This window comes from Streptococcus oriscaviae (genome assembly GCF_018137985.1).
In the GTDB taxonomy this organism is placed as follows: Bacteria; Bacillota; Bacilli; order Lactobacillales; family Streptococcaceae; genus Streptococcus; species Streptococcus oriscaviae.
Map to the genome: position 1 here is coordinate 1,904,942 of NZ_CP073084.1, position 14,233 is coordinate 1,919,174.

Annotated in this window: 14 protein-coding genes; all 14 read left to right on the forward strand. The window is 45.0% G+C overall.

Going from position 1 to position 14,233, the window contains the following annotated elements:
- Positions 1-242 precede the first annotated feature (242 nt).
- The 14 genes from INT76_RS09560 (at position 243) to INT76_RS09625 (ending at position 14,225) form a co-directional block, all read left to right on the forward strand.
- Entirely contained in the window at positions 243-932 is a 690-nt protein-coding gene (locus INT76_RS09560) for a gamma-glutamyl-gamma-aminobutyrate hydrolase family protein (protein ID WP_212570240.1), read from the forward strand.
- A gap of 152 nt (positions 933-1,084) precedes the next feature.
- The gene (locus INT76_RS09565; RefSeq protein WP_212570242.1) at positions 1,085-1,939 is read left to right on the forward strand and encodes a MetQ/NlpA family ABC transporter substrate-binding protein; all 855 of its coding nucleotides are present in this window, start codon (positions 1,085-1,087) and stop codon (positions 1,937-1,939) included.
- Between the two features lie 138 nt (positions 1,940-2,077).
- Entirely contained in the window at positions 2,078-3,445 is a 1,368-nt protein-coding gene (locus tag INT76_RS09570; protein WP_212570245.1) for a M20/M25/M40 family metallo-hydrolase, read from the forward strand.
- A complete protein-coding gene (locus tag INT76_RS09575) occupies positions 3,438-4,502 on the forward strand; it encodes a methionine ABC transporter ATP-binding protein (protein WP_212570247.1) in 1,065 nt (354 codons plus the stop codon). The genes INT76_RS09570 and INT76_RS09575 overlap by 8 nt, the downstream gene beginning before the upstream one ends.
- Entirely contained in the window at positions 4,503-5,195 is a 693-nt protein-coding gene (locus INT76_RS09580; protein WP_212570249.1) for a methionine ABC transporter permease, read from the forward strand.
- A 68-nt stretch (positions 5,196-5,263) separates the two neighbouring features.
- Complete coding sequence (locus INT76_RS09585) at positions 5,264-6,100, forward strand: aldo/keto reductase (protein ID WP_212570251.1); 837 nt, start codon at positions 5,264-5,266, stop codon at positions 6,098-6,100.
- A 102-nt stretch (positions 6,101-6,202) separates the two neighbouring features.
- A complete protein-coding gene (locus tag INT76_RS09590) occupies positions 6,203-7,102 on the forward strand; it encodes a helix-turn-helix transcriptional regulator (RefSeq protein ID WP_212570253.1) in 900 nt (299 codons plus the stop codon).
- A 220-nt stretch (positions 7,103-7,322) separates the two neighbouring features.
- Complete coding sequence (locus INT76_RS09595) at positions 7,323-7,877, forward strand: ClbS/DfsB family four-helix bundle protein (RefSeq protein WP_212570255.1); 555 nt, start codon at positions 7,323-7,325, stop codon at positions 7,875-7,877.
- 377 nt (positions 7,878-8,254) lie between these two features.
- On the forward strand, positions 8,255-8,899 hold the full coding sequence (locus INT76_RS09600; protein ID WP_212570257.1) for a hypothetical protein: 645 nt from the start codon (positions 8,255-8,257) through the stop codon (positions 8,897-8,899).
- A 515-nt stretch (positions 8,900-9,414) separates the two neighbouring features.
- Complete coding sequence (glyQ, locus tag INT76_RS09605) at positions 9,415-10,332, forward strand: glycine--tRNA ligase subunit alpha (RefSeq protein WP_044687729.1); 918 nt, start codon at positions 9,415-9,417, stop codon at positions 10,330-10,332.
- Positions 10,332-12,368, forward strand: a complete 2,037-nt coding sequence (glyS, locus tag INT76_RS09610) for a glycine--tRNA ligase subunit beta (RefSeq protein ID WP_212570258.1) — start codon at positions 10,332-10,334, stop codon at positions 12,366-12,368. The genes glyQ and glyS overlap by 1 nt, the downstream gene beginning before the upstream one ends.
- Before the next feature lie 9 nt (positions 12,369-12,377).
- Entirely contained in the window at positions 12,378-12,635 is a 258-nt protein-coding gene (locus INT76_RS09615; RefSeq protein WP_212570260.1) for a DUF896 family protein, read from the forward strand.
- A 79-nt stretch (positions 12,636-12,714) separates the two neighbouring features.
- A complete protein-coding gene (locus tag INT76_RS09620; RefSeq protein ID WP_212570262.1) occupies positions 12,715-13,788 on the forward strand; it encodes a site-2 protease family protein in 1,074 nt (357 codons plus the stop codon).
- An 80-nt stretch (positions 13,789-13,868) separates the two neighbouring features.
- Positions 13,869-14,225 (forward strand): hypothetical protein, encoded by a 357-nt coding sequence (locus INT76_RS09625; protein WP_212570264.1) that lies wholly within the window; start codon positions 13,869-13,871, stop codon positions 14,223-14,225.
- Positions 14,226-14,233: the final 8 nt, after the last annotated feature.

Below are 14,233 nucleotides of genomic sequence, written 5' to 3' on the forward strand. Positions count from 1 at the left end.
TATAATTGAAAAAAATTAGGGATTGATATAGTTTCAGGCTATAACTAACTGGAGAAAAAGGCTTAAAAAGCTTGATGTAGGTATAGTTTTTACAAATGAAAGGCAAAAAGAGGCAGATGATAGTGATAGGCCCTGCTTCAAAAATAGCTGATATAAAATTCTAATGGCTCCATAAAATTTTTATATTAGACAGTTCAAACATCAGACGGTAAAATGAAACAAACCAGAAAGGAGGTGCCAGTATGGCCAAGGTGATTGTTGGAATTACAGGAAATGAAAAGGAACTGCCAGCCATGTCTGGTCTCAAATATGTTACAGTAGCTCGTGATTTAGCTGACGGTGTAAAAAAAGCAGGTGGACTCCCCATCGTCATTCCGATGGGAAATCCTAGTTTAGCCAAAGATTATGTAGCTATGGTAGATAAATTAATCCTATCTGGTGGACAACATGTTGACCCGCGGTTCTATGGAGAAGACAGAACCATTGACAGCGATGACTACCTGCTGGCCCGGGATGAGTTTGAGATTGCTCTTATTAAAGAAGCCATTCGGCAGCAAAAGCCGATTTTTGCTGTTTGCCGAGGGATGCAGTTGCTCAATGTTGCCTTGGGAGGAAGCCTTCGTCAGGAAGTCAGCGGCCACTGGCAAAAAGACTTGCGCGGGACTTCTCATGGTCTCAAGGTCAAGCCTCACAGCCGGGTCAGTCAATTATTTGGTCAAGGAAGCCAAATCAATTCTTTTCACCATCAGAGCATCAAGCAGCTAGCACCGGGCTTGGTGGCAACAGCCCACGATCCTCGTGATGGAACGATTGAAGCATTTGAAAGCCAAGGAGCGCTTGCCTTGTTGGGCATCCAGTGGCACCCAGAGTTTCTCTGCCAGAATTGTGACCAAAATCGCTTGCTCTTTGACTATCTGGTTCACCAGTTATAGATGCTTCGAAGGTGCTTATTAGTTTTTGCAAGAACATGATAGGGTTTTGTTATAACTTTTAACTATATCTGGACATAAAAATTCTCTAATAGCCAGATAGACCGACTTATGTTAAGATAAATATAGTTTATTTTTAAGGAGATTTTACAATTATGAAATTGAAACGCTTATTCAGTTTTGCAGCAGTAGCTGCACTCTCATTTGCAGGCTTGGCAGCTTGCGCTAGCAGCACAGACTCAGCATCAACAGATGCAACAACGGTTCGCGTTGGTGTGATGAGCTTGAGTGACTCAGAGCAGGCACGTTGGGACAAGATTCAAGAATTGCTTGGTGATGAAGTGAAGCTGGAGTTTACTCAGTTTACTGACTACTCCCAACCAAACAAGGCACTTGCTGAAGACCAAGTGGACATCAATGCCTTCCAGCACCACAACTTCCTCAACAACTGGAATGAAGAAAACAACGGTGACTTGGTAGCTATTGCTGATACCTACATCGCTCCAATCCGTCTGTATTCTGGCACACAAGATGGAAAAAACAAATACACCTCTGTTGACCAAATTCCTGACGGAGCTGAAATCGCAGTTCCAAATGACCCAACGAATGAAAGCCGCGCCCTCTACCTTCTTCAGGCAGCTGGTCTGATTAAGGTTGGTGTTTCTGGTACGGCCTTGGCAACGAAGGCAGACATCACTGAAAACAAAAAGAATTTGACGATCACAGAGTTGGATGCCAACCAAACAGCAAGTTCTCTTAGCTCAGTGGATGCAGCAGTTGTAAACAACACCTTCGTATTGGAAGCTGGTTTGGACTACAAGAATGCTCTTTACAAGGAGCAAAAAGATGAGAACTCTTCTCAATGGTACAACCTGATTGCTGCTCGCAAAGATTGGGAATCATCTGATAAGGCGGAAGCCATCAAGAAAATTATCGAAGCTTACCACACAGATGAAGTGAAAAAAGTAATCGAAGAAACTTCAGACGGTATGGATGAGCCAGTTTGGTAAAAAGAAAAAGGACAAGAGGCGTGTGAGAGCATACGCCTTCTTCGTCTGTTAACGCTCTGTGAAAATCAAAAGGAAGAAGTCTGGAACAATGTCCATTTGATCTAGGCCTTGATTTTCATTGAGTACAAGGAGTAATGAATGTCAAGACAGGAAGAACAAATTAGAAAATTTGAAGCGGATGCTTTAGCTCAGGCTTATATGGAGAAGTTTCGGGTTTTAATTTCAAAAAAATCAATCTTTGCCCAGCAAGTGGGTCTCTTGGAGGTGGCTAGCTATCTCAAGGAGATTTTTGAGGAAGCCGGAGCCCAGATAACCTTGGACACTTCATTTGCGGCCCCGTTTGTCATGGCCAAATTCGCAAGTCCAAGACCAGATGCTCCAAGCCTCATCTTCTATAATCACTACGATACAGTACCGGCAGACGGCGACCAGCTGTGGTCCAGCCCCGCCTTTGAATTGACCATTCGAGATGGACATTTTTATGGTCGGGGTGTCGATGATGACAAGGGGCATATTATTGCTCGCCTGACAGCGGTTGAAAAATATCTGAGCCAGCATCAACAACTTCCTGTCAACATCATCTTTATCATGGAAGGGGCGGAAGAGTCTGCCTCTGTTGATTTGGACAAGTATTTGGTCAAATATCAGGCGGACTTAGCAGGAGCAGATTTACTGGTCTGGGAACAGGGGCATCGCAATACCCTGGGCCAGCTGGAAATTGCCGGTGGAAATAAGGGGATTGTCACCTTTGATTTGACGGTTCAATCTGCCGCCTTGGACATTCACTCGTCCTACGGTGGGGTTATTGATTCAGCTAGCTGGTACTTGCTTGCAGCTCTTCAAACCATGCGGGACGCCAATGGTCGTATCCTGATAGATGGTATTTATGAACAGGTTATCGAACCAAACGAGCGAGAAATGGCCTTGGTAGAGGAATTTGCTCTGGCAAGCAGTCAGTCTGTGACTGAAATCTATGGACTAACCTTGCCGACCTTGGTAGAAGACCGCAAGGCTTTTCTGAAGCGTCTTTTCTTTGAACCATCCATCACTATCGAAGGGTTATCAACAGGTTATCTAGGTCAAGGAGTTAAGACGATTATCCCTGCACAGGCTAGTGCCAAGATGGAGGTGCGATTGGTACCGGGTCTTGAGCCAAATGATGTATTGGATAAAATTCGTCAGCACCTAGACCGGCATGGTTTTGGTCAGGTTGAGGTTGTCTTTACGCTTGGCGAGATGAGCTACCGAAGCGACATGTCAGCGCCAGCTATTGTTAAGGTGATTGATTTGGCGAAACGGCTGACTCCAGAAGGAGTGGCGGTACTGCCGACTTCGCCTGGAACAGGGCCTATGCATACAGTCTTTCATGCCCTAGGTGTGCCGATTGCCGGTTTTGGGATTGGAAACGCCAACAGCCGGGATCATGCAGGTGATGAGAATGTCAGCATTGCCGACTATTACAGCCATATTGAACTAATCGAGGAGTTAATTGCAAGTTATGACTAAGGAAATAATCAAATTAGACCAAATCGATGTTACCTTCCATCAGAAAAAGAAGACCATCGAAGCAGTCAAGGATGTCACTATCCATATCAACCAAGGGGATATTTACGGTATCGTTGGTTATTCAGGTGCCGGCAAGTCTACCTTGGTGCGGGTTATCAACCTGTTACAGGTACCGACAGCAGGCAAAATCACTATTGACGAGGACGTCATTTTTGAAGGGGGAAAAGTAACCCTGACTCCTGAACAATTGCGGAGCAAGCGCCGTGAAATCGGGATGATCTTCCAGCATTTCAACCTGATGGCCCAGATGACAGCTGAAGAAAATGTGGCCTTTGCTCTCAAGCACTCTGGTCTTTCCAAGGAAGAAAAAAAGGCCAAGGTTGCCAAGTTATTGGAGTTGGTCGGTCTGTCGGATCGGGCGGAGAACTATCCGGCCCAGTTGTCCGGTGGTCAAAAGCAGCGGGTTGCGATTGCGCGTGCCTTAGCCAATGATCCTAAGATTCTGATTTCAGATGAATCTACTTCTGCCCTTGATCCCAAGACGACCAAGCAGATTTTGGCTTTGTTGCAGGAGCTAAACGAGAAATTAGGTCTAACCATTGTCATGATTACGCATGAAATGCAGATTGTTAAAGACATCTGTAATCGTGTGGCGGTGATGCAGGACGGACGTTTAATCGAAGAAGGTTCTGTTCTTGAAATTTTTTCACACCCACAGCAGGCTTTGACTCAGGATTTCATCAAGACAGCAACAGGTATTGATGAAGCCTTGGTGAAAATCTACCAGCAAGACATCGTTCGCAACCTGCCAAGTGACAGTCTGCTAGTTCAGCTTAAGTATGCAGGTTCAAGTACAGACACAGCCATAATCAATGACCTCTATAAGTTTTACCAAGTGTCTGCCAATATTCTCTATGGGAATATCGAGATTTTGGATCATGTCCCAGTCGGTGAGATGGTCGTTATCCTATCCGGTGAGCCTAATCAGCTACACCAAGCCTTGGAAGCTGTAACCGAAGCCAAGGTTCAAGTGACCATTTTGAAAGGAGCAAACTAAATGCTAGAATGGATTCAAGCAAACTTTCCAGATGTATACAAATTGGGTTGGGATGGTGATACTGGCTGGTTGACCCATACCTACCTGACTCTTTACATGACCTTTGCTTCTTTTGCGGTTGGTGGATTCATGGGCTTGGTATCTGGTCTTCTCTTGGTCTTGACCGGTCCGCGTGGTGTGATTGAGAACAAGACAGTTTTTTGGATTTTGGACAAAATTGCGTCCATCTTTCGGGCCATTCCGTTCATTATTCTTCTTGCTGCTATTGCGCCGTTTACCAAATTGCTTGTGGGCACCACGATTGGGACAACAGCTGCCTTGGTACCTTTAGCTTTGTCGGTCTTTCCTTTCTTTGCCCGTCAGGTGCAAGTGGTCTTGTCAGAATTGGATCGGGGGGTTATTGAAGCAGCTCAGGCGTCAGGCGCTACCTTCTGGGACATCGTTATGGTTTACCTGCGCGAAGGCCTGCCTGATTTGATTCGTGTGACCACGCTGACCTTGATTTCACTGGTTGGGTATACAGCTATGGCAGGAGCCATTGGAGGCGGAGGTCTGGGCCAGGTAGCTCTGTCTTATGGTTATCTGCGCTACAATGATGATGTGACCTTCTTGGCGACCTTCTTGATTTTGGTTATTATTTTCCTTATCCAGTTTATAGGGGATTTCCTAACCAGAAAACTGAGTCATAAATAAGTGTAAAACTAGGCAAATCTGCCTAGTTTTTGCTATACTGTAAGTAAGTTGGAGAAAGGAGCATAGACATGAAACACTTTACAATGAACAATGGCTTGACCATTCCTGCTATCGGTTTTGGGACCTTCCTATCCAAAGATGGTGAAGAGGTCTACAATGCTGTACTGACAGCTCTCAAGGCGGGTTATCGCCATATTGATACAGCAGCCATTTACGGCAATGAGGCCAGCATAGGCCGTGCTATCAAGGATTCCGGCATTCCGCGTGAGGGGTTATTCATTACTACCAAACTCTGGAATGATGCCCACGGCTATGAGGAAGCAAAGGCTGCTTTTGCCAAATCCATGGAAAAATTGCAGCTAGATTATTTGGATCTCTATCTCATTCATTGGCCAAATCCGCTTGCTATCCGCGATCGTTGGCAAATGGCTAATGCGGCTGCCTGGAGAGCCATGGAAGAATTGGTAGAAGAAGGGAAAATCCGCTCAATTGGTGTCAGCAATTTCATGGTTCACCACATGGAAGAACTCTTAAAGACAGCGACCATAGTACCTGCTGTCAACCAAATTCGTCTGGCACCGGGAGTCTATCAAGAGGAGATTGTCGCCTACTGTAAGGAAAAGGGCATTATCCTCGAAGCCTGGAGTCCACTGGGCAGGGGAGAACTCTTTGAACATCCGACCATGCTCGCCTTGGCTGAAAAGTATGGTAAGACAGTTGCCCAGATAGCTCTTGCCTGGTCTTGGGCACATGATTTTCTTCCACTACCAAAATCTGTAACTGATAAGCGGATTGTGGAGAATATCCAATTCCAAGACATCCAGTTATCAGATGAAGATTTAGCTCAAATTACCGCTATTACTGGCGTAACAGGTGCCTACAATCCAAATGAAGTTGGATTTTAAAGATTGTGAAGTCATTCGGGTGAACCGAATGACTTTTTTGGTTCAAAATAGGACACCTGCTGTCAGTTTATCGTGCTATAATAGCATTAGGAGGTGAGCCAAATGAAAGAGAGTCGTCTATTTGGACTGCTTTATACGATTTTAGAGCGAAAAAGAGTAACTGCCAAAGAATTGGCAGAAAAATTCGAGGTATCTATCCGAACCATTTATCGAGATTTGGACGCTCTCAGTGCCAGCGGCATTCCAGTCTATACCCAAAAGGGGAGAACAGGCGGGATTGCAATAGCAGAAGAATTTGTCCTCAGCAAGTCACTCTTAACGGTTGATGAGAGAGAGCAGATACTATCATCCCTCCATGGTTTATCTGCTGCCGGAAAGGGGGATGAAGATCAACTTCTGACCAAGTTGTCCGCACTTTTTCGGCTCAAGCAAACCAAATGGATTGAGATTGATTTTAGTTTCTGGCAGAAAGATCAGGCTTACGACTCTCTTTTTCAGGATATAAAAGAAGCTATTCTAGATAAGAAAATCCTTGCTTTTACCTATTTTTCAAGCAGGGAGGAAGAAAGTAGACGTCGAGTCAAACCTATCCGCCTTCTTTTTAAGGGACAGGATTGGTATCTCTACGCCTATTGCTTGTTACGAAAGGACTTTCGCTATTTTAAACTCTCTCGCATCCGCCAATTGAAAACAGAAAATATTCAGTTTGAGGAGGATTTTGGAGATTTTCGTTTGAAAACAGAGTTGCCACAGCAAGATACTATCGCAGTTTGTCTGAAATTTGACAGGAATCAGGCTTTTCGTGTTTATGATGAACTGGGTCAGCTTGTCAGTGAGGATCAGGCAGGTAACCTTTATGCAACTGTTCATTTACCAGCAGATTATAATCTGTATCAATACATTTTTTCCTTCGGAGAGGGCGTAGAGGTACTGAAGCCGGAGTCTGTCCGCCATCAGGTCAAAGAGATGATTGAAAAAATGGCAGAAAAATATAAAAGCTGACAAGAGCTGACAGGTTTGATGTGTTATACTAAAGTCAGAAAGGAGGGATTCGTCAGGGAATACAACTGGAAAAAGGAAGAAAAGGTGTTCTTTGGAGCAAAACCAAGCCAGAACTACTGGAGGTATAGTCGCAGAGAAGTTTATCGAAACAGCAGTCACCAGACAGACCCTAAACAATTTAAAACTATTCTACGTTACAATCTCGTAAAGGAGGATTTCCATGGCTAGACCAAGCAGCAAGACAGATTTACTAGAAGCAGCCAGCAGTCAGTATGAACAACTGCAAAATTTAATGGCAAGTTTGACAGATATTGAATTGACAAGCCCCTTTGATTTTTCCGGAGATAGTAAGAAAAAAGAAGCCCATTGGGCCAGAGATAAGAATCTCAGAGATGTCCTCATTCACCTTTATGAATGGCACCAACTCCTGCTCAAATGGGTTGCTGCCAATCAAGGCGGTCAGAGTCAGACCTTTCTTCCCGCACCTTATAACTGGAGAACCTACGGGCAGATGAACATGGCTTTCTGGGAAAAGCACCAAACAACTCCCTTGGAGGAAGCCAGGGCGCTTTTTGAAGAATCCCATCAGGCGGTTCTTGATCTAGCAGCATCCTTTAGCAATGAGCAGCTCTTTAACAAGAATGTCTTTGACTGGGTAGGAGGAACTAGTCTAGGTTCTTATTTTGTCAGTGCCACAGCCAGCCACTACGACTGGGCCATTAAAAAGCTTAAGGCTCATAGGAAAAAGTGTGGGAATATAATCCGAGAAAGGTAGAAGGATAGGAATCGCTTTTTATTCAGGCGGTTCCTATTTTTATGCTGTGCTGATATGGCTTGAGGAGCGAATAAACGGTCTATATCGCCTGTATGATAAGGTTGACCAGTGTGATTTTTATCAAAAAAGAAAGCCTATTACTTGATAAATCGCTTGTTATACTAGTATAACAAGGCTTGACTTTCCAGCCAAGCCTTCCTAAAAAGCAAAAAAAGGAGAAACATATGTGTCCGAAATGTGGAAGTCATCAGGTTGTTAAAATTGGAGATAATCACTCAGGTTTAATATTTTCAAGTGGCAAGCAGGCTGAAACGTATTATCGGTGTAAAAATTGCTATCATAAATGGATTGAACATAGATAGGTTTTGGAGGTAAAAATGCTAGACCAAGAGGATTTGCAACTAATCGAGCAATTTAATGCTGAAAATTTACAACAAAAAAATAGAATTGCGGAAGAATATCGGCATTACGATATTCCAAATGTCTATAAGAATGATCGTGCTAAGGAAGCACCGACCTATGAGCTCTACCTTATGAATAAGATTGAGTTGTCGCCGGAAGATGAGAAGGCCATTGATAAATTAGGCGTGAAAGCAGGAAATTTTGAAAGGGTTCGACATCTGACCAGTCAAGTAATGTCATCTGAAGAGTGGTATCAATCGGTTTATGGAATTGGATTTTTTGAACAATTTAACATGAATGAATTGAGCTGGTACCTCTATGATGCGGCTATCTTGATGAGTAAATTAGAGGGAGCAAATAGGTGGTTTCATACGTTGGAACTTTCTGAAGTTGAGAGGCGAAAAAAAGGCAACTACTTATGGTGGATTTTAGGTTTCCTTCTATTCTTATTTGCAGGTGAGTTACTGTCCTATGGCTTAAAGAATGCCCACATGCTTCTAATTTACATAGTATTGATGTTGGGTCTAGGGTATTTTATTAAAAATAGCCAAGAACGAAAGAAAGTAGAACTATCTCATATTCAAAAAGAAAAACAGGAAGCTCAAGGCTGTCTAGATTGACATTTTCAAAAGGCCGGGGAACACCCTCTTATTCAGCAACAAGCTCAAAACAGTTCCTCCTTCTTTTTTGATACCATGCGGATGTATGTTAATGAGGGACGGGCTAGGACGCTTCAAGAGGCCCTAAATCTCTATCATCAAGAAAGCCAATACAATCAACTATTGCAACGACAAGAAGCCGCACTCCAGCAGACTGAACAAATCCAGAAAATGACCACCTTCAATACAATCTATAACATATTAAAAAAGTAGACAAAGCTTGATTTTTCTGCTATACTATTGACCATGAAAGAAGGTTATTTTGATGAAGCCTTAGCGAGTTCGGGAGGGTGCAAGCCGAGCGGTGGATAGAAGTAACAGGCGCTTTCGGTCACAATCAAACAATAATGAAGTAATAAATTAGGGTGGAACCGCGTTCTCAACGCCCCTATGTCTGTGGACAGGGGAGGAGAATGTGGTTCTTTTTCTGTTTTACTGACACCTCAATCATTAAATGAATAGAAAGAAGGACAAATATGTCAAAGAAGTTAACATTTCAAGAGATTATCTTGACCTTACAACAATTTTGGAATGAGCAGGGCTGCTTGCTCATGCAGGCCTATGATACGGAGAAGGGGGCGGGTACTATGAGTCCCTACACTTTCTTGCGTGCTATCGGGCCTGAGCCCTGGAATGCGGCCTATGTGGAGCCATCTCGTCGTCCTGCGGATGGTCGTTACGGGGAAAACCCAAACCGTTTGTACCAGCACCACCAATTCCAAGTGGTGATGAAACCATCTCCTGCCAATATCCAAGAGCTCTACTTGGAATCTTTGGAGCGTTTGGGCATCAATCCTTTGGAGCATGACATTCGCTTCGTTGAGGACAACTGGGAAAACCCATCAACAGGTTCAGCAGGTCTGGGTTGGGAAGTTTGGCTGGACGGGATGGAAATCACGCAGTTTACCTACTTCCAACAGGTCGGAGGCTTGGCAACTGGCCCTGTCACAGCTGAGGTAACCTATGGTTTGGAGCGTTTGGCGTCCTACATCCAAGAAGTGGACTCGGTCTATGACATTGAGTGGGCAGACGGTGTTAAATACGGTGAAATCTTTATCCAGCCAGAGTATGAGCATTCCAAGTATTCTTTTGAAGTATCAGACCAGGATATGCTCCTTGAAAACTTTACCAAGTTTGAAAAAGAAGCAGAGCGGGCTTTGGAAGAGGGCTTGGTTCACCCAGCCTTTGACTATGTGCTCAAATGCTCTCATACCTTTAACCTGCTGGATGCGCGTGGAGCTGTGTCTGTAACTGAGCGTGCAGGCTATATCGCCCGTATCCGAAACCTTGCCCGTGTCGTTGCCAAGACCTTTGTGGCAGAGCGCAAGAAACTGGGCTTCCCACTCTTGGATGAAGCAACACGAGCGGAATTGTTGAAGGAGGATGCAGAATAATGACAAAGAACTTACTTGTTGAACTGGGCTTGGAAGAAATCCCTGCCTATATCGTAACCCCTGCCATGCAGCAATTGCGGGACCGCATGGCCAGCTTTTTGACAGACAACCGTTTGGCTTTTGACAGCATGGATGTCTTTTCTACACCACGCCGTTTGGCAGTTCGTGTCCGTGGTTTAGCGGACCAGCAGACTGACCTGACAGAAGATTTCAAGGGTCCTGCTAAGAAGATTGCCTTGGACGCAGATGGCAACTTCACCAAGGCGGCAGAGGGCTTTGTCCGTGGCAAAGGCCTGACAACTGCTGACATCGAATTCCGCGAGATTAAGGGCGAAGAATATGTTTACGTGACCAAACACGAGGCTGGTCAGCCAGCCAAGGCAGTCTTGGCCGGCATTCCAGAGGTCTTGAAGGCCATGACCTTCCCTGTCAGCATGACCTGGGGCTCTAACAAGTTCGCTTACATCCGCCCTGTCCACACCCTGACTGTTCTCTTGGACGACGAGGCACTAGACATGGACTTCTTGGACATTTCATCAGGTCGCACCAGCCGTGGTCATCGTTTCCTTGGAAATGAAACTGAAATTGCAAGTGCAGATTCTTACGAGGCAGACCTGCGTGGGCAGTTTGTCATCACCGATCCCGCTGAGCGTCAAAATATGATCGTCGAGCAAATCAAGGCTATCGAGGACAAAGAGAATGTGAGCGTTGAGATTGACCAAGACCTCCTCAATGAAGTTCTCAACTTGGTCGAGTACCCAACTGCCTTCATGGGCTCCTTTGACACCAAATACCTGGAAGTACCAGAAGAAGTCTTGGTGACTTCCATGAAAAACCACCAGCGATACTTTGTGGTGCGGGACAAGGCTGGCAAACTCTTGCCAAACTTCATCTCTGTCCGCAACGGAAATGACCAGTACCTTGACAATGTCATCAAAGGAAATGAAAAAGTCTTGGTGGCCCGTTTGGAAGACGGCGAGTTCTTCTGGCGTGAAGACCAAAAACTCAAGATTGCCGACTTGGTTGAACGCCTCAAAGTCGTGACCTTCCATGAGAAAATCGGCTCCCTTTACGAGCACATGGAGCGCACCAAGGTCATCGCAGCAAAATTGGCTGACTTGGCAGGTTTGTCTGCGGATGAAAAGGCTGATGTGGCGCGTGCGGCAGACATCTACAAGTTTGATCTCTTGACAGGGATGGTCGGTGAGTTTGATGAACTGCAAGGAATCATGGGCGAGAAGTATGCCCTTCTTGCAGGGGAAAAACCTGCGGTGGCAGCAGCTATCCGTGAGCATTACCTGCCGAACTCAGCAGAAGGCGAATTGCCTGAAAGCAAGGTCGGTGCGGTCTTGGCACTGGCTGATAAATTTGACACCCTCCTATCCTTCTTCTCAGTAGGTCTCATTCCATCTGGTTCCAACGACCCATACGCCCTTCGTCGTGCAACACAGGGGATCGTGCGGATTTTGGAAGCCTTTGGTTGGGAAATTCCATTGGATCAGCTGATTGCGGAGCTCTACAGCTTGAACTTTGCTAGCTTGACCTATGACAACCAGCCAGCTGTTATGGACTTTATCCGTGCCCGTGTGGAGAAGATGATGGATAAGGCGATTCCGAAAGACATCCGTGAGGCTGTGCTGGCTAGCTCAACCTTCGTGGTCAGACTGCAACTGGCAGCCAGCTCTGCTATTTTCCAAAAAGCAAAAGAGGCTGACTACAAGGAAGCCGTGGAAAACTTATCGCGGGTCTTCAACCTGGCTGAAAAGGCGGAAGCGACTGTCATTGACCAGGCCCTCTTTGAAAATGACCAGGAAAAAGCCCTTGCTGCGGCAGTATCTAGCTTGGAGTTGACAGAAGACATGGCGGGCAACTTGGACAAACTCTTTGCTCTCAGCCCAGTCATCGCTGCCTTCTTCGACAACACCATGGTTATGGTGGAAGATGAGGCGATCAAAGCCAACCGCTTGGCACTTTTGAAAGCCTTGGCGGATAAGGCAAGTGCGGTAGCGGTCTTCAATCTCTTGAATAGTAAGTAGGAGGTGGACATGGAACAAGCAAAAATCGATCGCATCAATGAACTGGCCCGCAAGAAAAAGGCGGAAGGTTTGACGGAAGAGGAGTTGCAGGAGCAAGCAGCTCTTCGTGAGGAGTATATCGAGGGCTACCGCCGTAGTGTGCGTGCCCATGTCGAAGGCATCAAGATTGTTGATGAAGAGGGCAACGATGTGACGCCAGAGAAACTCCGCCAAGTCCAACGTGAAAAAGGCTTGCATGGCCGCAGTTTGGATGATCCAGAATCGTAAGATAATATAACTTAGAAAAACATGTAAAAGACTAGAGGTTCTAGTCTTTTTCTGTTATACTATGAAAAAGGAGGTTTGTATGAAAAAAGTTGGGAATTGGTTTGTGCTTGGTTTTTCGATTCTCTTTGGTTTAGCGAGCGCTATGTATTCGACCTATGGGATGGCTCAGCTTTTACCAGATAACATGATGTATTGGGAAGTTTTTGTGTTTGGTCTAGGCTATCTCTGGTTTATGGGAAGTTTTTATCTGACCATCATACTCCATGAACTGGGGCATGCCTTCTTTGGTTGGCTGACAGGTTTTGATTTGGTGGCGCTTGGCTTGGGCAATCACTTGTTGGTCAAGACTGATCAAGGCTGGAAATGGAAGGAAACAGTGATTGTGCAGGGGGCAGCAGCTCAGTATATCGGAGTCAAAAAAGATGAGAATGATCCGCGGGCGATTCTGATGTTTGCAGGTGGCTTGATTGTTCACCTCAGCCTTATTGTTATTTCTGCTCTGATTGGTTTTGTGACAGGTAAGTGGGGGCTCCCACTCTCGCAAATTTTCCTCAATTTATCTTTATTTGTCCTTAATGCCAATCCGTCTGGTATGGTGGATGGTGCCAAGATACAAGAGTTGCGTGCTCATCCTGACTACAGTCGGCTGACCTATCATGCCCTTCGTCATACAGCTCAAGTTATGGTGGATCCAACTGCAGCTAACTTGAGTGATTTTGTCTTGGATATTCCAATCTTACCAGGGCATTTGCCACAAACGCATTACCTCAACTGGACGGAAGTCTTGATTTTTAAGGGAGAATACCCAGAAGCCCAAGAGCGCTTGGAGAAATTGATTGCGGTATCTGACAATGACTATATCGTAAAGTTGGCAAAACTTGTTCTGTTGGAAGTCTATATTTTGCGGGGCTTGGAGGAAGAAGCAAGAAGGTTAGGGCAGGACAAACAGATCAAGTCCTTGCTCAAATACCCCGCGGGAAATTACCAAGTCATTGTCGCCCTCTATCATCAGCGGATTAGCAAGGATAGCAAGGCTCTGAAAAAGTCTCTGGCTTTGGCTAAAAAATCCTTACCCAATAGTCCTCTCTTAGCAGATGAACAGGCTTTCTATGGGAGTTTGTTGGCGGAGCTTGAGCGAGAAAGCCAGTTGTAATATTTTTTGGACAGACTTGCAGTTGAAAATAAAAGTATGTTAGAATGTAGATGAAAGCAAACGTACCAGAAGGTTTAGATATGAAAAAAATTTCTTATGCTCTGTTGATTCTTGCTTATCTTGCGGTAGCCTTTTCCACGATTTTCTTTTTGCCCTATCGATTCTATCTTGCCATCATGATTACGGTGAGTATTGTACTTGGCTTTAGCTGGAGGCTTCATGAGGAAGTCAAGAAAGATAAGGACAAGTTGCTAGCTGATTATTTCAAGGTGAAAGAAAGGTGGCCGGTAGCCTTGGGGATTTTAGTGTTTGCATTTTTAATGTCGGATAAAAGTTTGGAAACTTTTTTGACGTTTATCATTTGTCTGATGGTTGCTTTTTTCTGGCAAATCTTACAAATTCAATTCTTACGAAAATATTATTTTAAAAACGCATGACATCATGC